Origin of the sequence: Mesorhizobium sp. M0317 (assembly GCF_040321555.1) — a bacterium.
In the GTDB taxonomy this organism is placed as follows: domain Bacteria; phylum Pseudomonadota; class Alphaproteobacteria; order Rhizobiales; family Rhizobiaceae; genus Mesorhizobium.
In genome coordinates this window covers 1-25,160 of sequence record NZ_JAMYRV010000033.1, presented here as the reverse complement: position 1 = coordinate 25,160, position 25,160 = coordinate 1, and the positions used below count along the sequence as shown (strand labels likewise).

23 protein-coding genes and 2 pseudogenes are annotated in these 25,160 nt (G+C 59.4%); 10 read left to right on the top strand and 15 right to left on the bottom strand.

The features are described 5' to 3' along the window. Positions 1-2: 2 nt before the first annotated feature. Entirely contained in the window at positions 3-461 is a 459-nt protein-coding gene (locus tag NKI88_RS21450) for a (2Fe-2S)-binding protein (RefSeq protein ID WP_023708041.1), read from the bottom strand. 775 nt (positions 462-1,236) lie between these two features. On the opposite strand from NKI88_RS21450, the gene NKI88_RS21445 reads away from it, so the two are divergent. Then, positions 1,237-1,581 carry an ATP dependent DNA ligase gene (locus NKI88_RS21445; RefSeq protein ID WP_352561929.1) on the top strand — a complete coding sequence of 115 codons (345 nt, stop codon included), beginning with the start codon at positions 1,237-1,239 and terminating at the stop codon, positions 1,579-1,581. Between the two features lie 40 nt (positions 1,582-1,621). Here the strand turns inward: NKI88_RS21445 and NKI88_RS21440 are convergent, their stop codons facing one another. Together NKI88_RS21440 and NKI88_RS21435 are read right to left on the bottom strand one after the other, a co-directional pair. Continuing rightward, positions 1,622-2,521 (bottom strand): dihydrodipicolinate synthase family protein, encoded by a 900-nt coding sequence (locus tag NKI88_RS21440; protein WP_352447871.1) that lies wholly within the window; start codon positions 2,519-2,521, stop codon positions 1,622-1,624. Positions 2,522-2,573: 52 nt separating this feature from the next. Next, entirely contained in the window at positions 2,574-3,806 is a 1,233-nt protein-coding gene (locus NKI88_RS21435; RefSeq protein ID WP_352657074.1) for a trans-sulfuration enzyme family protein, read from the bottom strand. Between the two features lie 74 nt (positions 3,807-3,880). Here NKI88_RS21435 and pdxR point away from each other — a divergent pair, with 74 nt between their 5' ends. From pdxR to NKI88_RS21415, 4 genes are all read left to right on the top strand, one after another. Beyond that, on the top strand, positions 3,881-5,386 hold the full coding sequence (pdxR, locus tag NKI88_RS21430; RefSeq protein ID WP_352561953.1) for a MocR-like pyridoxine biosynthesis transcription factor PdxR: 1,506 nt from the start codon (positions 3,881-3,883) through the stop codon (positions 5,384-5,386). A gap of 159 nt (positions 5,387-5,545) precedes the next feature. Further along, entirely contained in the window at positions 5,546-6,037 is a 492-nt protein-coding gene (locus NKI88_RS21425; protein ID WP_352657072.1) for an MOSC domain-containing protein, read from the top strand. A 6-nt stretch (positions 6,038-6,043) separates the two neighbouring features. Continuing rightward, positions 6,044-6,994, top strand: coding sequence for a PDR/VanB family oxidoreductase (locus NKI88_RS21420; protein WP_352561930.1), 951 nt, complete (start codon positions 6,044-6,046; stop codon positions 6,992-6,994). Positions 6,995-7,045: 51 nt separating this feature from the next. Beyond that, positions 7,046-9,442, top strand: coding sequence for a transketolase (locus tag NKI88_RS21415; RefSeq protein WP_352657070.1), 2,397 nt, complete (start codon positions 7,046-7,048; stop codon positions 9,440-9,442). Between the two features lie 169 nt (positions 9,443-9,611). On the opposite strand, the gene NKI88_RS21410 is transcribed toward NKI88_RS21415, so the two are convergent. The 3 genes from NKI88_RS21410 to gmd all read right to left on the bottom strand — a co-directional run bounded on the left by NKI88_RS21410 (position 9,612) and on the right by gmd (position 13,398). Then, positions 9,612-11,033: a phosphomannomutase gene (locus NKI88_RS21410; RefSeq protein ID WP_352561931.1), complete on the bottom strand. Its 1,422-nt coding sequence runs from the start codon at positions 11,031-11,033 to the stop codon at positions 9,612-9,614. Positions 11,034-11,383: 350 nt separating this feature from the next. Then, entirely contained in the window at positions 11,384-12,328 is a 945-nt protein-coding gene (gene fcl, locus NKI88_RS21405) for a GDP-L-fucose synthase (protein WP_352561932.1), read from the bottom strand. Continuing rightward, entirely contained in the window at positions 12,328-13,398 is a 1,071-nt protein-coding gene (gene gmd, locus NKI88_RS21400; protein WP_352561933.1) for a GDP-mannose 4,6-dehydratase, read from the bottom strand. The genes fcl and gmd overlap by 1 nt, the downstream gene beginning before the upstream one ends. Before the next feature lie 861 nt (positions 13,399-14,259). Here gmd and NKI88_RS21395 point away from each other — a divergent pair. Together NKI88_RS21395 and NKI88_RS21390 are read left to right on the top strand one after the other, a co-directional pair. Then, positions 14,260-15,246: a nodulation protein NodZ gene (locus tag NKI88_RS21395; protein ID WP_352561934.1), complete on the top strand. Its 987-nt coding sequence runs from the start codon at positions 14,260-14,262 to the stop codon at positions 15,244-15,246. Between the two features lie 239 nt (positions 15,247-15,485). Continuing rightward, positions 15,486-16,901, top strand: a complete 1,416-nt coding sequence (locus NKI88_RS21390) for a mannose-1-phosphate guanylyltransferase/mannose-6-phosphate isomerase (RefSeq protein ID WP_352561955.1) — start codon at positions 15,486-15,488, stop codon at positions 16,899-16,901. Positions 16,902-17,102: 201 nt separating this feature from the next. On the opposite strand, the gene NKI88_RS21385 is transcribed toward NKI88_RS21390, so the two are convergent. From NKI88_RS21385 to NKI88_RS21370, 4 genes are all read right to left on the bottom strand, one after another. Continuing rightward, positions 17,103-18,659 carry an E2 ligase fold family C protein gene (locus NKI88_RS21385; RefSeq protein WP_352657067.1) on the bottom strand — a complete coding sequence of 519 codons (1,557 nt, stop codon included), beginning with the start codon at positions 18,657-18,659 and terminating at the stop codon, positions 17,103-17,105. Positions 18,660-18,662: 3 nt separating this feature from the next. Continuing rightward, the gene (locus NKI88_RS21380) at positions 18,663-19,049 is read right to left on the bottom strand and encodes a hypothetical protein (protein ID WP_352445711.1); all 387 of its coding nucleotides are present in this window, start codon (positions 19,047-19,049) and stop codon (positions 18,663-18,665) included. A gap of 98 nt (positions 19,050-19,147) precedes the next feature. Further along, the gene (locus NKI88_RS21375) at positions 19,148-19,765 is read right to left on the bottom strand and encodes a putative metal-binding protein (RefSeq protein WP_352445713.1); all 618 of its coding nucleotides are present in this window, start codon (positions 19,763-19,765) and stop codon (positions 19,148-19,150) included. Then, a complete protein-coding gene (locus NKI88_RS21370; RefSeq protein ID WP_023672403.1) occupies positions 19,758-20,054 on the bottom strand; it encodes a DUF2604 domain-containing protein in 297 nt (98 codons plus the stop codon). The genes NKI88_RS21375 and NKI88_RS21370 overlap by 8 nt, the downstream gene beginning before the upstream one ends. Positions 20,055-20,339: 285 nt before the next feature. Between NKI88_RS21370 and NKI88_RS21365 the strand changes: the two are divergent. The 3 genes and pseudogenes from NKI88_RS21365 to NKI88_RS21355 all read left to right on the top strand — a co-directional run. Beyond that, positions 20,340-20,612: pseudogene (locus tag NKI88_RS21365) on the top strand (DUF6088 family protein); the annotation flags it as partial. A gap of 167 nt (positions 20,613-20,779) precedes the next feature. Next, on the top strand, positions 20,780-21,052 hold the full coding sequence (locus NKI88_RS21360) for a nucleotidyl transferase AbiEii/AbiGii toxin family protein (protein ID WP_352561936.1): 273 nt from the start codon (positions 20,780-20,782) through the stop codon (positions 21,050-21,052). Further along, positions 20,964-21,299 carry a hypothetical protein gene (locus tag NKI88_RS21355; RefSeq protein ID WP_352561937.1) on the top strand — a complete coding sequence of 112 codons (336 nt, stop codon included), beginning with the start codon at positions 20,964-20,966 and terminating at the stop codon, positions 21,297-21,299. The genes NKI88_RS21360 and NKI88_RS21355 overlap by 89 nt, the downstream gene beginning before the upstream one ends. Before the next feature lie 725 nt (positions 21,300-22,024). Here NKI88_RS21355 and NKI88_RS21350 read toward each other — a convergent pair. The 5 genes and pseudogenes from NKI88_RS21350 to NKI88_RS21330 form a co-directional block, all read right to left on the bottom strand. Further along, positions 22,025-22,138, bottom strand: a pseudogene (locus NKI88_RS21350) (MBL fold metallo-hydrolase); the annotation flags it as partial. A 59-nt stretch (positions 22,139-22,197) separates the two neighbouring features. Further along, positions 22,198-22,692, bottom strand: a complete 495-nt coding sequence (locus NKI88_RS21345; protein WP_352561938.1) for a hypothetical protein — start codon at positions 22,690-22,692, stop codon at positions 22,198-22,200. Beyond that, positions 22,692-23,285 carry an AAA family ATPase gene (locus NKI88_RS21340; RefSeq protein ID WP_352561939.1) on the bottom strand — a complete coding sequence of 198 codons (594 nt, stop codon included), beginning with the start codon at positions 23,283-23,285 and terminating at the stop codon, positions 22,692-22,694. The genes NKI88_RS21345 and NKI88_RS21340 overlap by 1 nt, the downstream gene beginning before the upstream one ends. Then, a complete protein-coding gene (locus NKI88_RS21335; protein WP_352657063.1) occupies positions 23,282-23,872 on the bottom strand; it encodes a 3'-5' exonuclease in 591 nt (196 codons plus the stop codon). Before NKI88_RS21335 ends, NKI88_RS21340 begins: the two co-directional genes overlap by 4 nt. Then, a complete protein-coding gene (locus NKI88_RS21330; protein WP_352657061.1) occupies positions 23,863-24,972 on the bottom strand; it encodes a radical SAM protein in 1,110 nt (369 codons plus the stop codon). Before NKI88_RS21330 ends, NKI88_RS21335 begins: the two co-directional genes overlap by 10 nt. Between the last annotated feature and the right edge of the window lie 188 nt (positions 24,973-25,160).

Genomic DNA, 25,160 nt, shown 5'->3' with positions numbered 1-25,160 from the left:
CCTCAAGTCTCCAGCCGGTTGGCGGTCTCGTGGATGGCCGCGCGGATGCGATGATAGGTGGCGCAGCGGCAGAGATTGCCGCTCATCGCCGAATCAATATCATCGTCCGACGGCTTAGGCGTCTCTGTAAGGAGGGCCACGGCCGACATGATCTGGCCAGACTGGCAATAGCCGCATTGAGGTACGTCGAACTCGGCCCACACGGCCTGGACCGTTTCGCCTATCTTGCCCGACACACCCTCAATGGTGGTGATCGAGGCTCCTTCGATGTCGCCGACTGCGGTCTGGCACGAGCGCGTCGGCATGCCGTTAACGTGAACCGTGCAAGCGCCGCACTGGGCAAGCCCGCAACCGAATTTCGTTCCCGTGAGTCCGATGACGTCACGGACCGCCCAGAGCAGCGGCATCTCTGGATCGACGTCGAGTGTTCGCGCCTCGCCATTGAGGGTAAAAGCGACCATTGCTTGCTCTCCTTGTCCTGAGCTGGCTATCTCGTTGAGCCTCCGCCCGCCTGGCAACCGAGCTCTTGTTGCTGAGGCCTAGCGACCACACCCTAGGAACGCGCAGCTCAAGCAACAAGCCGCTAGGTTGGCGAGTTACGAGATCGTGAAGTGGGTCGTGTCGAAAGGCTGGTGGCAACTGAATGTCATTTTTTGGGCGGACAGGCCGCTTTAGGCTGGGTTACACGAGACTGGACATTCGGGTCGTCGCGAAGATCGACCGCTGGTCGGCCGCGTCCGGCAGCGCCCTGATTGGCTACACGAAATGAAATGGGACGACTATCGATGGGGGCCTGCCTCGACCCGCAACCTCCACGACTGGACCCTCAGGTTTCCGGCTTTCGTCCCGGGCGGTGGCCGAGCTCGGCGCCTTGGACGCGATAATAGACGGTGAGGCGTTCGTCGTTGACCAGAAGGCTTGTCGCGCATTCCCAGTCTTCAGCGGGCTCTTGGCCGCGGCGGGAGACGTCAGGACCATGCTTGCCGGCTTCGACCTGCTCAAGATCGACGGCGAGGGTCTTCGCGATCGGCCACTCGTCGATCGGCGCAAAGCGCTAGTTAACCTGCTGAGACGCCGCCAAACGGCATCGTTCTGAGCGACGAGATCAGCGGCGGCAGCGACATTCTCGCGCAAGTCTCCCAGTTCGGCGTCGAGGGCATCGTCTCCAAGCTGCGTGTCAGTCCATATCGATCCGGCCGGCGCCAAGAATGGGTGAGACAAAATGCGTGCTGAGTGATGAGTTCATCGTCATCGGCTGCGAACCCGGCAACAGTTACGGCGGTCGGGAAGCGTGCTCTGGCGAATGTCGAGGACGGAAATCTGGTGTTCGCCGGCGGCATTGGCACCGGCTTCAATGCGCGCACCGGGCCGGAAGTAAAGCGCCGGCTCGATGCTATTCCAATGGATAAACCACCGATTCCTAGTTTGAAGGCGAACGGTGCGGCATGGGCGGAGTGCCCTGCGCAGTCTGTACCTCCGCAGTCGATTGTCGAGTTCGAAGGGGGTGTGATTGGCGTCGAGACCGCTCCAGCCATGGCTATCAGCACGCCGAGTGTTGTTTTCGATCAGTTCTCGAAATGAGCGGGTAAATACCTTTCACTTGCCGAACGGGGTTTGCTGTTCACCGGCTGGCATCCGATGGCAAACCTTTCAACGCGGCGGCGATCTGGCGCTTCGCTGCTGGGGGCAGAGGCAGGATGGGACGCGGGGGGTCGGCGCAAATGTCGAGCAATTCAGCGAGTGCATAGACGACGCGAAGGCTCGAGAACTCCTTGAAGAGGCTCCAGATCGGGACCAGCGCGGCATTGATCCGTCGCGCTTCGGCCGCATCGCCCTGTTGCGCCGCTGTGACGATCGTCATGCAGACCTCGGGCAGGATGCCCGCGAGGACGCTGTACCATGTGTCGGCGCCAGCGATCATGGCCTCGGCGGCGTTCCAGTCGCCGCTGTAGCCAATCGAGAACCCTTCCGGCAGTGTGCGCCTCTGGGCGGTCAGGTGGTTCTTGATCGCATCGCTTTTGTCTGTCGGATTCTTGATGGCGACAATCCCAGCCACCTTTGCCAGGCGGCTGACAAGGGGTGGACTGAAATGGAAATGCGTCGTTCCTGGATTGTCGTAGACGACGATCGGCAGGCCACTTTCGCGCGCCACAGTGGAGAAATGTTCGAACACCTCGTCATCAGTAAGCGGGGTGTAGGAGGCGGCGGCAAGCAAACCCGCAGCTGCTCCAAGGGCCTTGGCGTCTTGCGCGAGCCCCACGGCTTCATCGGTGCGCAGCGCGCCCACACCCACCACGACCGGCATTTGCCCCGCCGTTTGGTCCAAGGTCTCGGAGAGCGCCCGCCGCCGTTGCTCGCGCGACAGATAGATGTATGTGCCGGTGCTGCCGAGAAGACCGATGGAATCGACCTGAGCAATGCCAAGCCGAGCAATCAGCCTGCGCAGGGCAACGCTATCGACGCGGCCGTCACGATTGGTCGGGGTGATGGGGAACGCGGAAAGACCGCTCAGGAATGCCATGGCAAGGCTCCAGGTTCATGCGTGAGCGCAAGGGTGGCCACACGACAGGTCATCATAAGCCGTCCAGACCCCGCCGCAGGTCTGCGATGAGGTCATCGGCGTCTTCAAGCCCCACCGAGAGACGCATGAGATCCTCGCCGACTCCATCGGCCAAATGGGCATCCTTGCGGATCGGCTGCCGAGCACGGGTGAGGCTTGCTGGATGATAGATGAGGCTGTCGGCATCGCCGAGGCTGACGGCGCGAATGATCAGGTTGAGCCGGTCCATCATCCGGCGCGCTCCTTCGTATCCAGCGTGGAGGCCAAAGGCCAACATGCCCGATCCGTTGGACATCTGTTTTCGCGCCGTCACCTGATCAGGGTGCGAGTCGAGGAACGGATAACTCACAAATGCCACCGCCGGGTGCGCTTCAAGCGCCCGAGCCACCGCAAGGGCCGTGGCGCTGTGCCGTTCCATGCGCAGCGTCAGCGTCTTCAGACCGCGCAGGATCAGGAAAGCTGACATGGGCGAGAGCGCTGCGCCGGTGATGTAGCGCAGGCCGGTTTCATGCAGCGTGCGGAGCGTTTGCGCGTCGCCGAGAAGCGCCCCGCCAAGGGCATCGCCATGACCATTGATGTACTTGGTCAGCGAGTGGAGCACGATGTCTGCCCCGTGCTCAAGCGGTCGCTGGAGCGCGGGCGAGGCGAAGGTGCTGTCGACTGCAACCCTTACACCGCGCTCGTGAGCGCGCTCGGCAATTGCCGCGATGTCGAGGATGCGGCTCAGCGGATTGACCGGCGTCTCGAAGAAAACCAGCCGCGTCCGCTCGGTGATCGAGGCATCGAGATTTTGGGGATCGGACAGATCGACCGCGACGACCTTGATGCCGAAGCGGGGGACCGCCTGTTCGATCATGGCAAGCGTGTTCGCATAAAGCGTCTTGTGGACGATGAGTTCATCGCCTTGGGACAGGAGCGACAGGATCAGCGTGCCGAAGGCCGCCATCCCCGAGGCAACAACCAGCCCCGCCTCGGCTCCTTCCAGATTGGCGAGCCGCTGCTCGAGGATCTCGGTCGTCGGATTGTATTCGCGCGCATAGAGCCGTCCACCAAGGGCGGCGGCGGCCTCGTTTGCTGCCACGCTTTCGAACCCATAGGTTGACGTCAGGAACACTGGCGGCTGGACGGCATTGGAAAAGCCGGCCGGATCGTAGCCATGATGGATCGCCCGGGTGGCAAATCCGGGGCTGGTGCGGTTGAGAGACCGCGTGGGAGCATCGGTTTCGGATTGATAGGAGCGGGTCATTCGGCCTCTGAGATCTTTCTTGGGCTCCGAAAACATTGACGGCAAACTGGCCGATGTGAAATATCCAGTTGGCGATGAAAGAGATGGTCCAGTCTTCAAGTGCCGGTTCTGCAGGGCGCTCGCACGCGATGGGTGCACGCCAGATATACGAAGCCCTTCGCGAGCAAATCCTCGGCGGCGTCTACGAAACCGGCAGTCAGTTGCCATCCTCCCGGGCCCTGGCAAATGACCTCGGCGTTTCGCGAACCACGGTGACGGTCGCCTATGAGCAACTGGCTGCGGAGGGTCTCATCGAAGTCCGTCAAGGCGCACGACCTCGCGTTGCGTCTTCGTTGATGGGCCATGGGACGGGGCGCACTCACGCGCAACGGGTCGGCCCGATCCACCTGTCCGCATATGGCGAGCGGCTGCGCGCGGCGTCACCCTGGCCAGATTATCTGCCGACTGGGCTGAAGGTCGAGTTCCGCTATGGCGACCTCGCGCCGTCGGATTTCCCATCATTGGTCTGGAAACGCGCGATGAACGAGGCGATGGGGCAGCGCCCGCTGCGTCTTGCCTATGACGATCCTCGCGGCTCGCGCCGGCTCCGCCAGGCGCTTCAGGGATATCTCTGGCGCGCCCGGACCCTGAGCTGCGACCTCGACCAGATCATCATCGTCAGCGGTTCGCAGCAGGGCCTTGATCTGTGCGCGCGCCTGCTTCTCGATCCCGCCGACCGCTTCGTCATCGAGGATCCGTGCTACAGGATGGCGCGTCAGGTCTTTGCCAGTACGGGTGCCTCACCCATCCCGGTCATCGTCGACGAAGACGGGATGAAGGCCGAGTTGCTGGCGGGGATCGGGGCACGACTGGCTTATGTCACGCCATCGCATCAGTTTCCGCTGGGCGGCGTCATGCCGATCGCGCGCCGCCATCAGCTTCTGAAATGGGCGCGGCACAACAACGCCTATGTGATCGAGGACGACTACGACAGCGAATATCGCTACGACATCAATCCGGTCCCTCCGCTGCACAGTCTCGAGGACCACGGGGCTGTCATCTACCTCGGCACGATCTCCAAAACGCTCTCGCCGATGCTGCGCATCGGCTACCTCGTCGTCCCGCCCGAATTGCAGGAGGTCTTCGCAACCGCCAAACAATTCGCAGACCGGCATTCGCCGGTCGCTGAACAGGAAGCGCTGGCATCGTTGATCGAGAGCGGCGGCTACGAAAGCCATGTGCGCCGTGTGCGCAGGCTGAACGGCGAGCGTCGGGAAACGTTGTTGGGTGCCTTGCAGCACAGCTTCGGGGATCGCATCACTGTCCAGGGAGCAGATGCGGGACTGCACGTCGCGGTTTGGTTCAATGACCTGCCACGATCGCGGGAAACGGCCTTGGTCGAATCCGCCCGCGACGCTGGCCTGGGGCTACACCTGATCTCGCCGCTCTACGAACGGCCATCTGACCAAGGCCGCACCGATCGCGTCGGACTTGTCATGGGCTATGCCGCCTTGAGCATTCGGCAGATCGGGAAGGGCGTTGAGGTCCTGCGAGAGGTTGTCAAGCAGGTGCAAGACGCGATGCCGGCGCGGAACAACTGAGACGGGGCTACGCCGAAAGCTGGCGCTGAAAACGGTCCGAGGGCCCCCCGTATTTCTTTCCAAACAGCCAACTGGACCGGGAAAATGCCATGCAACTGGCGCTGTTGATCAGGCCAGTTTTGCAGCAGGTTTCCACGAGACGAATTTCCGAGAGCGATGATGACCTGGCGAGGAAAGCTGCTTCACGTCCATATCGCGCCTGTCGCCTCCTATGAAATGGAGGAGCTGGCGCAGGCGCAGCTTATTGCCGGCCAAGGCATTGTCGGAGACCGCTACTACCTGGGGACGGGGACCTATTCCGCGCGTCCTGACGTTCGCGAAGTGACGCTGATCGAAGCTGAAGTCTTGGACGCCATCGCGCAGGGCGAACCCAGGATTCCGGGCTTCAAGGCCAAGCTCGCACCCGAAGATCACCGGCGCAATCTGACGACACGAGGCGTTCCGCTTAGCCATCTTGTCGGCAAACGCTTCCGGGTCGGGGAAACGATCCTCAGGGCCGCCCGGATGAATGTGCCGTGCAAGTATATCGAGGAGTTGCTCGGGCTTCCGGGTCTCTACGAGGGGCTTCTGAATCGCTCCGGCCTGAACTGCACAATCGAGGTCGGGGGCGTGATCCGCCCCGGTGATCTGATCTTGCCCATCGACGAGTGAAACGCCATGGCCTCGCCGCGTATTATCATGAAGCTGACCGTGACCGCCGTCCGCAAGGAGCCGGGCGACGTGCTGGTCATCGACCTGAAACACCCACGCAAACCTGTGCTGCCGGCGTTCGAAGCGGGTTCTCACGTCGACGTCCATCTGCCTGAAGGGAAGGTGCGTCAGTATTCACTTTGCGGCGACCCGACCGAGCTTGGCCGCTACACCATCGCGGTGAAGCGCGAGAATGACGGCCGTGGCGGCTCGGCGTGGATCCACGAAACCATTGCCGTCGGCTCCACACTGCCTGTCTCCGCGCCACGCAACCATTTTGCGCTCAAGCCAGGCGAGGGGCCGACTTTGCTGCTGGCAGGGGGGATCGGGATCACCCCGATTCTGGCCATGGCGCGCGCGCTCACCCGGCAGGCCAAGCCCTTCGAGTTGCACTATTTCACCCGCGGCCGGGCGCTCACGCCACTCTTGGAGGTGATCGAGGACGATCTTCCTGGCGATAATGTTCGGTTCCATTTCGACGACGAGCCGGCGACCCGGCAGGACATCGCCGCGCTGCTGGCGAACCGTTCGGCCGAGGCTCAGGTTTACTATTGCGGGCCGCCCGGATTCATGGCCGCCGTGGGGCGGGCGGCTGAACACTGGCCCGAGGGCACGGTTCATTTCGAAACTTTCCAGCCTCCCGAGTTTGATGGCGCGCCACCGGAACCATTCGTCATAGAACTCCGTGCGGGCAGGGTGGTTGAGGTTTCGGCTGAGACCACGGCACTGGCCGCCTTGCGTGCGGCCGGTGTGCCGTTGATGGCCTCGTGTGAGAACGGGGTGTGCGGGACCTGCGAATGCGCAATGCTGGCGGGACAGCCGATCCATCGGGATGCCGTCCTGTCCAAGGAGGCACGCGGCCACCGCTTCATCCCCTGCGTGTCGCGCGCGACAGGTGTGTTGAAACTCGATCTTTGACCATTTGGGCGGGGGTCCTGTGAGACCGGCAGCTGATTTGCGGGAAACTGAATGACGAGGAAACTGGAATATCTGAACGAGATCGAGCGCTGCGTCTCCTGGCTCGCAGCCTGGACGATCCACCACGCCAACCACGTCCGCGAGGGCGATGAGATCAAGGTCGGGGGGCATCAGGCCTCGTCCGCGTCGCTGAGCACCATCATGACCGCGCTCTACGGTTCGGTCCTGCGCCCGCAGGATCGGGTGGCGGTCAAACCCCATGCGGCGCCGATCTTCCATGCACTTCAGTATCTGGCGGGCAACCAGACCCACGAAAAGCTCATGAACTTCCGCGGCTACAAGGGCGCGCAGAGCTACCCTTCGCGGACGAAGGATGTCGACGATGTCGACTTCTCGACCGGGTCGGTGGGTCTCGGCGTTGCTCAGACGCTGTTCTCGTCGCTGGTGCAGGACTATGTCTCGGGTCACGGCTGGATGAAGGATCGTGCCGAGGGCCGAATGGTCAGCCTGATCGGCGACGCCGAGATGGATGAGGGCAACATCTACGAGGCCCTGATCGAAGGCTGGAAGCACGGGCTCAGGAACTGCTGGTGGGTGGTCGACTACAATCGCCAGTCGCTCGACGCCGTGATCCGGGAGGGCCTCTGGCAGCGGTTCGAGCAGATTTTTCGCAACTTCGGCTGGGACGTGATGGTCCTGCGCCACGGCGCTCTGCAAGAGGCTGCCTTTGCCGAGCCGGGGGGCGAGAAGCTGCTCGAGTGGATAGAGCGCTGTCCGAACCAGCTCTATTCGGCGCTGACCTTCCAAGGGGGTGCTGCCTGGCGCAAGCGGCTGCTCGACGAGATCGGAGACCAAGGGCCGGTCACCACACTGATCGAACGCCGCTCCGACGACGAGTTGCAGGCGTTGATGACGAACCTTGGCGGTCATGACATGCCGAGCCTCCTCGAAGCCTTCGAGGCGGCGTCCAGGCATGACCGTCCCGTCTGCTTCATCTGTTACACCATCAAGGGCTACGGTCTGCCGCTTGCCGGACACAAGGACAACCACGCGGGGCAGATGACGCCCACGCAGATGGAAGACTACCGCCTGCAGATGGGCGTAAAGCGGGGTGAGGAGTGGGACAAATGGGCGGCCGCCACCTTGCCGGAAGCGGAACTTGACGCCTTCTTCGCAAAGGCGCCGTTCTTCAGTGAGGGGCGTAGGAGGCTGTCTGCGCCGTCGGTGCCGGTGCCCGAAACCCTTCCGTCACCGGGGCAGCCCGGCAAGCCGCTCTCGACCCAGATGGGCTTCGGCCAGATCCTGAACGACATCGCACGCGAGCGCAGTCTGCTTGCCGACCGCATTGTCACCACCTCGCCCGATGTGACGGTCTCGACCAATCTCGGTGGCTGGGTCAACCGGCGCGGCCTTTTCGCCCGGGAGACCATGGCGGACACCTTCAAGGCCGAACGCATTCCGTCGACCTTTACCTGGGAATTTGGGCCGAAGGGGCAGCACCTCGAGCTCGGGATCGCCGAGTCGAACCTGATGATCATGCTCGGGGCGCTCGGTCTCTCGCACTCGATCAATGGCGTGCGCCTGCTGCCGATCGGGACAGTCTATGATCCCTTCATCTACCGATCGGCCGACCAGCTAAACTACGCCTGCTATCAGGATGCGCGCTTCATGCTGGTCGCAACGCCCTCGGGCGTGACGCTGGCGCCCGAGGGCGGGGCACACCAGTCGATCGGCACCCCATTGATCGGCATGGCGCAGGATGGGCTTTGCGCCTTCGAACCGGCCTTCGTCGACGAACTGTCCGTGATCATGCGCTTTGCCTTCGATTACATGCAACGTAATGGCGAGGGGGATCCGGATGAGACGACGTGGCTGCGTGATCAGACCGGAGGATCGGTCTATCTTCGCCTGTCAACCCGGCCGCTCGAGCAGCCGCTGCGCGACATGAACCCGGCGCTCGCGCGGGACATCGTCAATGGCGCCTATTGGCTGCGTCCGCCTGGGCCCAACGCGAGTGTCGTCATTGCTTATCAAGGCGTTGTCGCGCCGGAGGCGATTGCCGCGACGGGTCTTCTGGCGGAGGACCGGCGCGATGTCGGGCTGCTCGCGATCACCTCCGCGGACCGGCTTAATGCGGGCTGGCAGGCGGCGGAACGTGCCCGGCAGCGTGGCGCGATTGGCGCCCTGAGTCATATCGAGCGGCTGCTCGCGCCGCTATCGCGTGACTGCGGCATCGTCACCGTGATCGACGGCCACCCGGCGACGCTCGCGTGGCTCGGTGGGGTTAACGGGCATCGCGTGAAGGCGCTCGGGGTCGAGCAGTTCGGCCAGACGGGGACTATTGCGGACCTATACCGTCACCACGGCCTGGACACCAACGCCATCGTACATGCGGCGCAGGCGGTCAGTGCGGGGCCGGCTGTTCGCTACCGGAGGGCGCTGCCTTGACCATGAGCTACCGGACGCTCCGTGGCCGGTACGGATCGGCTGTTTCCACGGGCGTTCCGGTTCGCTTCAAAGCGGACAGAGCCAGGGACACTGTGGACGTTCTGATCGCGCTTGAGTAGCTCGTGCGACCCCCAGGGTCACCTGGAATACGCAGGGAGGCGGCTTTTATTTAGCCTTGCGTCCAATTACGAATTCGATCCAATCCAGTCCGGAGCAAAAGCTCCGCGTCCTCCCGATTTTCGGCTTCGACGTAGCACCGCATTTCCGGGGCATTTCCGGATGGACGCAAATGCAAGACACGCTTATCCGCGAGAGTGATACGAAGTCCGTCAACATCGCTAACCTTGCTTACCACTCCAATCGACCCGACGAAGGCGGCGATGTTAGTTTCCGCTGTACGAAGGTATGTCATGAGGCGAGTGCTGCTTTCGACGGAAAAATTTTCCAAGCGATCCGCCGCCGCCGCCGGCAATTGAAAGGAACTACCAATCTCCGACAGTGGCTGCCCACTTGTATTAACAAGGGAAAGTGCCGCAAGGATGGGGAGAAAACTGTCGCGTGTGGGTAGCGCTCGCAGTTTAGTTCCGTTCGAGTCAAAGTCCGTGCCGGTCAACAAACCACCGTTTGCTTCGAAACCAACCACGCGCTCGTGACCCGACGCAACCAAATCGAGCATGGCAGCAATAACAAATGGCGATCCAACCTTGGTACGCACGACTTTGAAAGAACCTGCGGTCTCGATACCAGAGTTTGATGTGACCGGCGTGACGACCGCCTTCGCTTGCAGGAAGTTCGCTGTAACCAGGCCTAACAAATCACCACGGAGGGGGTCTCCGTGGTCGTCAGCTACCAGTGGGCGGTCACCATCGCCATCTGCCGAGACGACCGCATCAAGCCGATGCTCTTTGGCCCAGAGCTTGAACTGTTGAGCAGTCTCGTCAGAGACCGCTTCAGTGTCGACAGGAATGAAACCTTCCGAACGTCCCAGGGTTACGACCGTCGCACAGTGATATGAGAGAATGTCAACCAAGAGATCGCGCGCGACTGTGCTGTGCTGATATACGCCCACCGTTAAGCCCTTTAGAGCATTAATCTCCATAAGCTTTCGATTGCGCGCCATGAAAAAGGCCTTGCATTCGGCCTCCCGGTGCTGCCGACGTGCAACAGCACCTTCAAGGACGTATCCGCGCTTCTCCAACTGCAAGGCGATGCGCGTTATCTCCCGCTCATCACCTTTGTCGATCTCACCGTCGGGTCGATAGAATTTTATTCCATTACGGTCGGCCGGAATGTGCGAGCCTGTGATCATCAAACAACCACTCTTACGCGCCTGAGCATACAGTGCCAGGGCAGGGGTGGGGACTGCGCCGCAATCGACTACGATGAAGCCGAGCGCGGACAGTGCCGCCGCACAGACGGCGGCGATGGCCGGACTCGAGGCGCGAAAGTCGCGCCCTATGAGTATCTCGTCGCCAATTCTGGCCAGGCCGGATTCCAGCAGGAATGTCGCGAATGCCGTTGCATAGAGGGCAGAGGCGGCTCCTGCCAATTCTGTCGCTAGGCCCCGTAATCCACTTGTTCCGAATTTCATACCAAATCCGACGTTGCTAACCGGGTTTTGAAGGTAACATGCTCAAACCTTGGCTCGTCCGGAATGCCCATCGACAAATCCCTCGGAGGAGAACAAGAAGTACATTCCGTTACCGTAGACGCGTTCGGTTCTCGACGGTTACCCTTGTGAGGATTGACGCGGTCGGCGTCGGCGTGGGCAGCGCACCGTGACCTTCACGGCGACGAGGTTGGAGCGGATGGGGTTGAGGTCCGGCAGGGCTCTTCGCGGCTGGCTCACATGAGCGCTCGCCATCGAGTGATTGTCTCAGTCCACATTAGCTCTGGGTCCCGAAAGCGCGTACAGGCCTGAGACGCAGCAAATCCATTTATCTATCGCCGTTCGGTGTAGCTCCCGTTCAGAAATGCATGATAGGCACTCTCGATGCCTTCCATGAGAGTGATCTTTGCTGCCCATCCCAAAGTGCGCAGCTTGTCGACGCTCATCAGCTTTCGCGGTGTACCGTCAGGTCTAGAGTGATCATGCGCGATCTCCCCAGTAAATCCGACTACACGGCAGATCATTCTAGTCAGCTCTAGGATCGTGATGTCCTGTCCGCAGCCGAGATTGACGTGATCATGGTCAGAGTAGTTCTTCAGAAGGAAGACTAATGCGTCGGCGCAGTCGTCGACGTGCATGAATTCCCGACGTGGTGTGCCCGTGCCCCAGATGGTGATTTGCTTATCACTTATGAGCTTAGCTTCATGCGCTTTCCGGATCAGCGCTGGGATGACGTGGCCTGACTGCAAGTCATAATTGTCGCCTGGCCCGTAGAGATTCGTCGGCATAGCGGAGATGTAATCGCGGCCATATTGCTCGCGATAGGCTTGAGCCATTTTGATGCCGGTGATCTTGGCGACGGCGTAGCATTCGTTGGTGCGCTCTAGTGGCCCGGTCAAAAGCGCGCTTTCAGGAATGGGCTGTGGTGCCATCTTCGGATAGATGCAAGACGAGCCGAGGAAGAGGACGCGGTCGACATTGTTTTCGTGGGCTGCCGCGAAGATATTGGCCTCGATCATCAGATTGTCGTAAAGAAAGTCGACCGGATAGGTGGCGTTCGCGAGAATACCGCCTACCTTTGCCGCCGCCATAACGATAGCGTCCGGTTTCATCACTGCCACGAAGTTTTCAACTTCGGTCTGTCGCTTGAGATCTAGCTCTCCCCGAGGGGCGGCCACAACTTTGCAGTCTTCAGACGCGAGGCGGCGTACAACAGCGCTGCCCACCATACCTTTGTGGCCAGCGACCCACACGGTTTTTCCGTTCAGATCATACATTACGCTTCCTTCATGACTACAGATGTCTGCATGACCTTCAGGTCTTCGCGGACCATTTCCGCAGCAAGCTCGCGCACGGATATCTCATGCACCCAGCCGAGCTTCTCCTTCGCCTTGGTAGCGTCACCCAGGAGAAGATCGACTTCCGTGGGGCGGAAGTAGCGTGGGTCCACTTGGACTAGGCATCTGCCGCTCGCTACATCATAGCCCTTTTCGTCGGCACCCTTGCCACGCCATTCGATCTCGACGCCGACATCTTCGAAAGCCCACTCGACGAATTGGCGGACAGGAGTCGTTTTGCCCGTAGCCAGCACGTAATCATCCGGTTGATCCTGCTGCATCATCATCCACATACCTCGCACGTACTCACGCGCATGGCCCCAATCGCGTTGAGCATCGAGATTGCCGAGATAAAGCTTGTCCTGCTTGCCCAGGTAGATAGCAGCGGCAGCGCGGGTGATCTTGCGCGTCACAAAAGTTTCGCCACGAAGGGGGCTTTCGTGATTAAAAAGAATGCCGTTGGAAGCGTGCATACCATAGCCCTCGCGATAATTGACGACCATCCAGTAGGCGTAGAGCTTGGCGGCGGCGTAAGGGCTGCGCGGATAAAAGGGCGTCGTTTCGTTCTGCGGTACGGACTGCACGAGGCCGTATAGCTCTGAAGTCGAGGCTTGATAGAAGCGGGTCTTGTCCGTCAGACCGAGGAGGCGAATCGCCTCAAGAAGTCGCAATGTACCGATACCGTCCGCGTTTGCTGTGTACTCAGGTGTTTCGAACGACACCTGGACATGGCTCTGAGCAGCCAAGTTGTAAATTTCGTCTGGCTGAGATTCCTGAACCACGCGGATGAGGTTAGTCGAATCAGTGAGGTCACCGTAATGCAAGATTAGGCGCGGATCGGATTCGTGCGGGTCTTGGTAGAGGTCTTCGATACGACCCGTGTTGAAGGAAGAGGAACGGCGCTTAATCCCATGAACAATGTAGCCTTTTTTGAGAAGAAGACGGGCAAGATAGGCACCATCCTGTCCCGTTATGCCCGTAATAAGAGCAACTTTCCTGCTATCACCCATTCTATTCCTGCTCTATTAAAGTTTAAAGTTTCGGCTTCGGCTCGCCACGCCGACACAATGTGCGGCCCGCCCCGTGCCCTATGGAGCACTTCGACAGATGCGGCGCGCGGCTCGTCATTGACAGTCCGCCAGCCGAGCACACCTGCTCTTGCTTAGAGTCACAGCAAAATAGAGTTGCGCCGCTAACCTGTCGGATTCGTACATGCGGTCCGAGTGCCGCTCAGCTCACGCCCTGAGCGACATGTCCTCCCAGCACCTTGCAGCTGATTTGCTCATCCATCAGCGAGTGAGGACGCCTTTCTTTCTTGCTTCAGCGTCTTCTAATGGGAATTGTTTGGATCAGTGAAATCGATTGTTTGGATAAAGTGCATCCACAGAATGGATGGTCCGACCGAGCAGCGGGGGCGCATCGCCGACCCGGAGTCGTAGGCGCGAGCTTCCGTTTGGGGCGAAGACAAAGTTCGTGGCCGCGAGCCCTCACCACAGCATCCGGCACAGGTCGTGCAGAACTTTGGGAGCCGACTGCAGATTCTGTCGATCAGCTGGTTCCAGGCGCGTCGATCTGTCGTTTGGCCGGGCCCGCGTCAGCCGAGCCCCTTCACTGGCATCCAACACATGGATGGCCGGCATCCACTCAATAGATTTTACATATGCCGCGGAGGCCCATTAGAGCAGGCTGAACCGGAAGCGAGGGCATCGGCTTCAAGCTGTGCGAGCGTCACGGGATTAGTGGGCAGTGCTGAGAGAGCTCTTCTGCCTTATGGCCCGGCCTCTGCCAAGCGCCCGGCGTCAGGGTCTACTAGTGTCGACTAAGGATTCCAAACCGGATGCAACCTCCTCTCTGAAACGAGATTTCCGAAAATGCATGTTAGTGGATTAGAAAAGCGCCGGTTCGTCGTCTCTCGGAGGCGTACGGGGTTCGGTGATTGTCTGTGGTCGTTGGCGGCCGCTTGGCGCTACGCGCAGCGGTCGGGACGAACTCTGGCCATCGACTGGCGGGGGGCCTGCTACCTCGACCAACCCTTCACAAATGCGTTTCCGGTGTTCTTCCAGCCGATCAATGACATCGCTGGCGTGCCGGCTATTTCCGACGACCGGATCAACGACGTTTCCTTCCCTGGTCCATTCTTCCCGGAGTGGTGGAACAGGCCGGCGATCGAGTGCCTTTACCGGCCAGATGAGCAGATTTTCCAAGAGCGCGATGAGTTGGGCGAGCTCTTTCAGGCCGAACACGATGTCGAAGCGAACACAGTAGTGTGTGACGCTTGTCTGATGTGGCGGTGCGATGAGGATGCAGAGCGGCAGGTGTTCCAGAGTGTCAAGCCTCGGCCAGAAATTCAAGCCCGCATAGATGCCATTTATCAGGAATGTTTTGAGGGGCACAGCATCATCGGGATTCATGTTCGGCACGGTAACGGTGAAGACATCATGGAGCATGCGCCCTACTGGGCCGATCCGGAGCTCGCCGTTCGGCAAGTGTGCGCTGCAATTGACAAGGCTAAGGCGTTACCGCACCCTAGGCCTGTGCGGCTGTTCTTATGCACGGACAGCGCGCGGATACTGGATCTTCTATCGGCCAGGTTTCCCGATCTGCTCACTGTCCCGAAGCACTTCGGATCCAATCAAGGTGGCCCCTTACACACTGCAGCACTCGGGATTGACGGCGGTATTTCCGCCCTCGTTGAGATGTATCTTCTCGGGCGCTGCGATACCGTAATTCGGTTTCCCCCGACGAGCGCCTTTACACGATATGCACGCCTTTTCGCACCACGGGTGATTGAATTCGATCTGAAGGAGCCAAGTCGTTTGACTTTGATAGAAGACAGCCAAGTCTCTGATCTCAGTTAAGACCCGCCACCTGCGCAATTCGGCAGACGCAACCACAGGCATAGTTGAATGCGCATTTCTCACCGACGCCAGTGGAGGCGTCGTACATTACCGATAGCGTCGTCATCTGACGCCGCCCGCAACGCGCCAGAACTTCGCTGTTACGCGGGGGCCGCAGACAAGCCAGAGCGACGGCGATCGTGACGCTGACGCTCGAAAGAACGCGGGCGATCACTCCAGAGACGAAATTGAGGTTGGTTATGAAAGTGATTCCCGTGATCATCAGCGGCGGAGCCGGATCGCGGCTATGGCCCGCCTCAAGGCAATCGCACCCCAAACCTTTCCTCAAAGTAGCGGATGGATATTCTCTCATTCAGCACACTGTGCTGCGCGCCGCTTCGATAGAAGGTGTCGTGGAACTCGTCGCTGTGACATCCGGGGAACACCTCTTCCTGACCAAGGACGAATTTGACGAACTGGATTCCGTGGTCCTGCCACGCACCTTTCTGCTCGAGCCCGAAGCTCGGGATACGGCCGCCGCCGTGGCTGCAGCCGCGATCCATGCGAGGGCAACGCAAGGCCCTGACGCGATCCTGTGCGTCTTCCCGGCCGATCACCTGATTAGCAACCTGCCTGCGTTTCTAGACGTCATGGGCCTGGCCATGGAACATGCGAAGCTCGGGCGGATCGCCACATTGGGCATCACCCCAACCAGACCGGACACAGCATTCGGCTACATCGAAGCAGATGGTGAGAACGTCGTCCGTTTCGTTGAAAAACCGGATCTGGATACAGCCAAAGCCTATGTCGCGTCTCAACGCTTCTTCTGGAACGCCGGCATCTTCTGCTTCAGTGCGCAAACCATGCTCGACGAGATGGTTTTGCATTGTCCCGAGGTGCTCCAGGCCGTCGCCGACAGCTACGAGAACGGCCGCGCCAGTCAATGCCAAGGCTTTGCCAAAATCGAACTCGCGCCTGAGCATTTCGGTTCCGCGCCGCGAATCTCGCTCGACCACGCTGTCATGGAGAAGACTAACAGACTTGCCGTGATTCCTTGCGACATGGATTGGAACGACATCGGATCTTGGAACGCAATGGCCGATTTGATCGCCCCCGACGAAAGCGGGAACAGGATACGCGGCGATGTGCACATGGTCGACACGACCGGCACCTATGTGAGCTCCGACAAGCGCGTCATCGGCACGGTGGGCGTAAGCGATCTGGTGATCGTGGATTCCCCGGACGCTTTGCTTGTCACATCCCGCGACCGCGTTCAGGACGTTAAGAAGCTCTTCGAGGGCCTCAAGGCTTCGGGACATGAAGCTCATCTGGTCCATAGCACGGTACACCGGCCCTGGGGTACCTATACGGTTCTGGAGGAAGGCGAGCGCTTCAAGATCAAACGCATCGAGGTGAAGCCCGGTCGCCAGTTGAGCCTGCAGATGCACTATCATCGTTCGGAGCACTGGGTCGTGGTCAGCGGCTCCGCCAAAATCGTCAATGGCGAGCAGGAGTTGTTCCTGGGGACAAACGAATCTACTTACATCCCCTGCGGCCATAAGCATCGGCTTGAGAACCCAGGCAGAATTGACCTGGTTATCATTGAAGTGCAGAGCGGCGATTATCTCGCCGAGGATGATATCGTTCGCTTCGACGACGAATATGGTCGAACGTAGATAACAGTACAAAAAACGTTAAACGGCGAGCCGTCGCTCAAGGATCTCTGTCGTGGGTTCTGGGCCTGACATTGGCAAGCAGCGGGCCGAGCGTGTCATAGTATCCGCCCCGCACTCTCATCAGGCACTCGATCGTGGTCGAAAACATCGGTGAGCGCTTGACAGCTCGCCGTCCGCGGTAACGAAGACTTCAGATATTTCTTAGGCGGACCCGTTGTTCAGCTGTCCAACGGCACAGCCGTATTTCAGCCTGTAGGCGGCAATGAAATCCTCATCGCTGCAGATGCAGCGGCCGCTGGTATCTTTGGCTTTCGGATCATGGAGGTGAGAACCAAGGGGGCGCAGTAGATTCACGCGAGTGCTGGTTATCGGACTCATCGGAAAACCCGCACTATGCTTGACCAGGTCTGCGGCAAGCATGATCCCGGCAAGCGCTGATTGAAAGGCCATCGGAACCACGGTTCGAACGAGACGACTTCCATCGCTAAGCTGGAACACCAGGCCGCCGCAGATAACCTCCTGATAAAAGGAACGGAGGGGCTGGCCAACAAACGCGGCGAGCGGCTCAAACGGCACAGCCATTGCCGTAGCCACCCGAGCTACGAACTCATTGGGGACTCCGGTGTTGGTCTGCAGGAGCATTTTTACCTCCTCGTGTGCTTCCGGCATTCCGAGTTCCTCCGCGACCAGTTGGTGTTCGTCCTTGGATTTCCCGGTCGGCATGTACATGCAGCAAAGGCAAGCCTGGCCGTCATCGAAACCATGCCGCGAGATGCCTAGATCTTGCTCCTGAGTCCAGGCGTTCGCGATCCATCGGGGCAGAGCACCTTGGACAGCTAGACGGTCGGCGGCGGTGTCAAGCGCCACACCCACTCGGTCGAATACCCAATCGCCCCAGCGCGCAACATATTCTGCCCACTTCATAGGGTGCGCCTCGACTTCAAGGGCGGTGGACCGAAGGGCGTTGGTTGCGAGGGCCGCCTTAGAGAGGCCGACCTCCGCCTGACCTGCCAACACGTAGCGCTGCAGGTTTGAGAGTTCGATAGCTTCGTGATCAACTACATGCAGGCGCCCCGACAGACCGGATTGCCTCGCCAGCGCCCAGAGCGAGCCATGGCCTATCGCGCCGAGCCCAACGAGGTGCGTTTCGCCAAGGTCGACAGGGAAATTTAAGGGGCTGGAATCGCCGGCGTTGCTCTTGTTGTAGGTGCATAAAGAGAGGTCGATGTTCTCGTCCAGCTCGGCGCCGGTCAGCTGGGAAGCAAAGATGGTTCGAAAGACGTTGGCCGCGGCGAAGCAGCTTGCGGCGCCAGCTCCATAGGGCAGCAAGCTCGAGCCAGAGCCCACCGGGTCCGTACGTGACAGCTTTGCCGCCCAACCCTGGGATCCCATGAAAAACGTTGGGCACCGAAGTGATGGGTGCACCGCGCCTGCAGCTACACAGACCGTCGCATACTTGCCGGAACGCCGGATGCTGATTTTTGGATTGATCGACTTTGCCAAGCGCTCGAGCGCTTGGGCTTGAGAGCTCGCGGCCATATCCAGGGGGAGTATGGCCAGAACCGGATACAGTCTGGCAAGCAACCTGACCGTAAGGTCAAGCGTGGCCTGGCCCTCGGCACACGAAGCGGCTTGGCTGTCGAAGGCCATAGCCACGACCTGCTTTTCGAGGGCTGCTTTGAAGTCGCATAGATGAAAGTCGGCCAGCACCTGAGAAGCTGCCGTGGCGGCGCGGTCGATGAAGTTAGCGAGTGCCATCGTTCAACCCGTTATCGTGATCATCCGCCTTAGTGCCGCGGATGGGAACTCATTCCAGTTCGCCTTCGCGTCAAGTCGATAGGCGGCGACCCGAGCAAGATCGAAAGGCTCGCGGGCGAAATTGGGCACCACCAGCGACAGACACCCAACTGTGGTAGCGACCGCGTAGGCGTCGTCGGTCGTCGAATGGTAGGCTCGGCCCGGATGGCTATGGATCTGGGCGAAGAGTTTAAGGCTGCTCTTGTAGAGCCAGACATTGAGCCGGTGTAGTTCTTCGGCCGGAACTATCACGCAAACGCCGTCGCCCGTCCGAATGTGACGCTGTGCCGGGATAACGGTCTCTGTTACGCCAAAGTGTTGGTCTTGCTGAACGCCGACCCAGAGCGCCATCCCCTCATGGCCCTGTCGCCCAACTGAGCGCAGGTGCGCCTGGACACTTGAAAGACAGTCTCGGGGAAGAGCGACTGTCCCGATATCCTTGAGCTCGGTCATTCTGGAATGGCGGGTAGGGGTGCTATCATGGCTCCCACTGAGATTTGGAACTGATACTGAAGCTGCTCCACGGGACCGGTCCCGTACTTGATGATCTTGTCCAGGATGAAGGCCAAACAGCCTTCGCCAGAACCCCGGTGGAGAAGCCATGAATCACCTGAATGGGCTGGATTGTCGTGGTATTCCCGGACGCCTGCCATGCACAGGAATGGCGTGTGTTCCGCACTGTTGGCCTGGATGAAGTCCGACAGCGACGGAGCGTTCTGCTGCATGAGGACCAAAATCATATCCGGTGGGGTTCCGGGTAGATGCGGTCGTCTCAGCATCCTGAGCAGCAAATCTTTCCGGGCAATCGGCCGGCGTATAAAGGGGTCTACGAAGACCACCGACGGAGGTCGGAGGTCGTAATTGGAGAAGTCGATCTCGACAGCTGCACCGATGATCTGTGGCTTTATCTTCGGCGGTACGAAGATGAAGAAGGCCGTCGGGAAGCTCGCCTCGATCAGGAAACAACCCTGAGCCCGGTAAATACCTGCTTGCGTTTGGAACCAGCCGATCTGCCGATCGAACTTCGCTCGGGATACCTCCGGGTCCACAGTTTGGAGTTCAGGCACCTGCGACGCCCGCCTTCAGGCTGAGGAACAGGGTCACAGTGGTCGCGAAACCGAAATCGCCAACTTTTTTGTCGACGTCGAGCAAGGTGCCGGCCTCGTCCTTGAATTCCCAATTCTCGGCCGGTTGGGCGACGTTCTGCGTATTTTCAAGCGCTTTGGTGCGGACGACGTGAAGCGGCTGGTTGGGATTGGCTTCGACCTGTGTGGGCTGGCCGTTCACCACCACCGTGATCTCGATCTTCCCGGGGCCGCCGCCGTGATTTTCGCCCTTGCCCGAATCCTTCGACATTGTCCTACTCCTGTGGCTTACCAACGGGCCCCAAGCCGCCAGTGCAGACCTGCTGGTGAGCGGGCTGGCGGTCCTCAATCGTTCACTCGGCGCCACGGTACCGCGAGTACGCGAAAGACAAGGGATAACATCGAATCGATGCTGTCTCCTTTTATGGGGACTTGTGGGGCAAGTAAACGGCCGAAACTGCTCTTCACAACTATAATCGATTAGAGCATTGGCAAAATACCGGCCCCCACCTATTCATGAACACGCCGCAGCTTGCTCATTCCACTGGCCGCGTGCAACCTGACCGATGGCCCTTCCCGCCGCGTTGTGCTCTGCAAGCGGGTTGTGGATCTGCGTCACGCCTCCCCGAAGCATCTGATTGCCCCGGGCAGCGCCGCTGGCACCGTCGTGCAGGCTCTGCGCCACCTGGGTCCAATGAGTGCGCATGACCTCGCGCAGGTGGCCGCGCCAGCTATCGGTGAGCGACAAGAAAGCACTTGTCGCTGGCGCCACTCGGGCACCCGCATGGATGCGGCCACGCTCGTCGCCATCGCCAACAACGCAAGTGGGTGCCCCTGGGTGAATAAGGTTGATCCTCTTGCCCGCACACGAACGCTCCGCGCTGTTCGGCGAAACGGGCGCGACCCGCGGCGTTGCCAATACGCTCGTAGAGAAGGACTTCTGGGTCTGCGGGACTTTGAGACGACTCTTCGAGGTGCCAAAGGAGGACGCCCACCTTGCTCTTCAAAGGCGGAACGTCCTTATCCAAAGCTTACGGCGCGATCCGCAGATTCTCAGAGGACATAGATCTGTGGTTCGACCGCGCCGAGCTCGGCTATATCGGCGATCGTGATCCCGAGCGGGACGGGATCAGCAGAACAGGCCGGCAGGCTTGTCGAGGAGCTCGTCGGCGATGTCGAAATGCACGTCGCAGAGAAGCTGCTGCCCGCGCTGCGCGCAGCAATCGGCGGACATCTCGGCGAGCCGACGAAGGGCGAATGGTCCCTTAAGATCGACGCAGGCGATCTACAGACGATCAACTTTCATTATCCGACCGCGCCGGCCGCGGAAGAGTACGAAGGCATGGCCAACACCACTCCGCGGGTTAAGCCCGAGTTCGGCGCCCCTGGGCGACCCATGGCCTACCGGCAGAAGACGACCCGTTCCTATGCGGCGGAAGATTTTCCAGATTTCTTCGAGAATCCGGGTTCCAAAGTGACCGTGTTGTCGGTTCGGCGGACTTTAGGGGAAAGATAACCGCCCTCCATGCCGAGGCGCACAGGCCCGGGGAAACGCCGACGCCGCAATATCTCTCGCGGCATTACTACGATATAGCGATGCTGCTCGACACCGAAGATGGGAAGGTGCGGCCTTGGACTTTGAGCTGCTCGAACAGGTAGCCAAGCACAAGGCGGTCTTTTTCCGCTCTAGCTGGGCGAGCTACGATACGGGGGGCCCGGGACGCTTCAGCTCGTGCATTCCGAAATGCGACTGCGGACCTGCGCTCCGACCACCGTGGCATGCCGCCGATGATGTTCGATGAAAAGCCACTGTCGTTCAACAAAGTCGTTTCGCGTCTCCGGGAATTCCAAGGAACCATCAATGCCTCGTCGCCCGTCTGCAGAAGCCGGACGAGTAATTCAAGTCTGAGCAGCGTACGGCCGAATACAGGGCCCGTTGTTCCAATCGGGGCAATCGGCCAGCACTGGCGGTGGCGTTATCGCGACAGGAACAGTTCTCGATCTTTTTACTTCGCCAACCACTGCTTTGCGCCTCGTTCCAGTCATTCGAAAACCAATCAGCACCCAAAGGCGGACACAGCATTTTTCCTCGTAATTGCGTAGCCGCCGGCCGAGCGAAGCTTCCTTCAACGAGGTTCATGGCTTTGCTTTGACGGCTAGAGCATGCGGATGGCCGACTGACATGCAAAGATCTCCACGAGGCGCCGGGCGGATTGCACAAGAGGATGATGCCCACTCGCTCAGTTGCTCCCAGACCTGCCGGTCGCGAGCGGCAGTCCAGATGCGCGGCGTGTCGATCCCGAACGCCTCGTCCTGTGCGCGGGCGATGTTGAAAGGCAAACAGCTCGGCTGGATGCCCTAGAACCGCTAATGCCTTGACGCTACTCCGAGGCTAATAAATCTAAGGCTGTGAGCTACTCCGCGGCCAGCTCTCGGCGGCGCTTCTCAGCCAGCAGGCTGCCGATCGTGGCGCCTTTGGCCCCACCGATGTTCCTTGCATCCTCTAGCATTCGGCGCATACCAGCAAATTTCTCTGGCTGACTGCGGCGCGTTTGTGTGTGTTCTTGCAACCAGGCTTCAACCTCTTCGGGCGTAGCAACATTTATTGCCTTACGCTCATATCGCAGTTTGCCGTCAGGTCCGCGGCTTTTGACAACAATGGTCTGCCAGATGCCGGAGTAGTCACCGAAAAGCTCGCTCTGACCTGGCACTTCCCGGACACGCCGACGGGCAACTTCGTTTACAACCTTGGTCAACGCGATGGTTTCGAGTTCTGACTGTGCGGCTGAAATGATCGCAGCGTAATCTTTTCTCAGCGCTTCGATCAAAGTTTTTGTGCTGATATCACCGCCTTTGGCGGCGGAATTGATAATCGTGTCTATGGTTGTTCGAACCTTCAACAAAGACATCAACAACCTCCTTTGCTGAAATTGCCAAGAGCCTTTTCGACGGCACCAGCCACGACTTTGTCGACATTTTTTGATGTCATGCGGATGGCTTGAGGCCGGACCTGATCGATCACAGCCGTTACATGCTGGCCTGCTGCTGAGCGAAAGATCGCGTTTGTGTCGCGCTCTGGACCAAGTGGAATGGCATGGTCCAACTCGGTGATGATTAGCAGATTGTACCGTGTGGCATGGGCAGCGACAATTGTCTGCAATTCTGAAAGTCGTTCCCGACTGATCCCGCGGGATGAAACCTCCAGAGCCGCCGTGAGGTAGCCCAAGGCGTCCGGCACCGGACGATCGACCAGAACGACGTCGCTCGTAAGCAACGCCTCGGCCTCCTGCCGCATCCCTTCGGCGATGATCCACAACGTGCTTTCATATGTGTGATCGCTAAGGATAGGAAAGCCTACATCGCGCGCCTTGGTAGCGAGATCACCGATCTGGCCTACGCTCAAGCCGCGACCTTCAAGTTTTTCGGCTACTCTGGAGACAAAAGTAGATTTGCCGGTTGAATGCGTCCCAGCGATTCCGATCATGAAGGTAGGCTTTTTCACAACAGCACCCCTTGGCGATTGTTGAGAATATCTGCATCCATCAAAGCCGTCATTCTTGAGTTGGCAGGAATGCTTGAGACAAGTTCGATGAACAGAAGCGCGGTGACCACGGTATCGAAGGCTGCCGAGTGATGGCGTCCTCCTGTAAGTCGCTTCGCTTCTTCCGAAATGTTCAGAGCCTGACTGAGATTCTCAAGCCCATAGGATGCCATCCCTGGACGGGTGGCCTTCGCCAACCGAAGCGTGTCGATTGCCATTGAAGGCTTCCAGTCGGGAATCGATCTGGAAATGGTTTCGAGCTCCACGCGGACGTTGTGGCCAATGATTCTCTGTCCATCCGTCCAAGTCATTATCTCGCCGGCGATATCGTCAATCGAAGGCGCCTCAGCAACGTCGTCTTGCGTAATGCCGTGGATCCGCGTTGCAGCGGCCGCTATTGGTCCATTCGGTTGCACGCGCCATTCCCACCGCCGCGCTCCGATTTTGAGCTCGTTGATTGGCGTGATGGCAAGCTCAACGATTTCAGGTGGAGTGGCTCCGCTCCCTTCCACATCCATCACGAAAAAAGTCTCGTGCTCTATTCCCATCCGACTTCTGCTCTGCCGTGTCTGCCATGGTGATGCGGCTGCGCTCGATCATGGACCTGATAATTCAGTGCATGCTGCATAAAGTACCGCTGCTGCTCCTGGCTACCGAGAACTTCGATGTTCCGTTCGCTGATGCGAATATCGGAGGTGTCCAAACCGACAGAGGCCGCAAGGGCTGTGACAGTTTCGGGATTTGGCCTCACGTGAAGCCGTGCGCATATCGCCAATTGTCGGGCCGGACAAATGTCGCAAACTTCGCGAATCCCGAAATGGCCATTATAGTCCGCAATACCATGGGCGAACGCGACTGCACACGAGGTCTTTCGGAACAAGGGCCGCATCCCGAACGCGGCGATTATCTTCAGCTCCAGTTCTCGCGGTAAGATCTTGCGGCGTGCAATGGTGTCATACATTTCGGGCACGCCTGCGGCCTTAAAGTGGGCCTTTATCTGCTCCCTATAGAAAAGGCCGGTGAAGGCGGTGGCATCTGCCATTTCGGCTAGCTCACTTGCGCGTCGCAGATGCCGATCGGTATCGTTGAGTCCCGCTATCAGCGGTCTCCAATAGAGGACCGATTTAGTCCGTCTTTTATGGTTGGCAAGAGTCGACAATGATCGCTCTGCGATGGCGCTGTCAACGGGTTCTATGCGCTGGTCATCAATACCGGACCAAGTGATCAGCACAGTAACGCGCAGGTTGGATAGACCTTCAAGTCGAGTGACATCGTCCGGTCCGATATGCCAACGCGTTATTACTAGCATTGGGTTCGACAGCCCCTTGGCATCCAACGCCTCAAGGCAGGCGAAGAGGTGGTCTTTGACGCCGGGCAGAAAGGGGTCGGTCGCTCTGTTGAATATCTGAAGCGGCGTGGTGTTGGCCCGAAAGGCCCAGTGGGTCACCAAGGTTTCGACGGCATTGTCGTCCGACATGATTAAGTGTGGTTTTTTCATGTCATAATTGTCGAATAGATGGCGCACACAATAGCCGCAGTCGAGAGGGCACCCCACGACGTGATTCAGGCTCAAGCCTGATTTTCTGTAGTCGACGACATCCCTCAAGACTGCCGGCAGATTTTTGCCGGCCATACGAAGTTCAACCAATTACCCCTCCCGCCGAAATGTCGGCGAATCCGCCGAATAGAGAGAGCATAGCTTGGTCTGTCATCGGAAAGCAACATTGCGCTCACACTAAGAAGCAGCAATGGGTTGTGTGCGTCAAGTTCTGCAAAATGGGCGATCATGAAACTGGTCATGCGGCTTGGCGTAGAGCGAGCTTCTTGTGCTCGCGC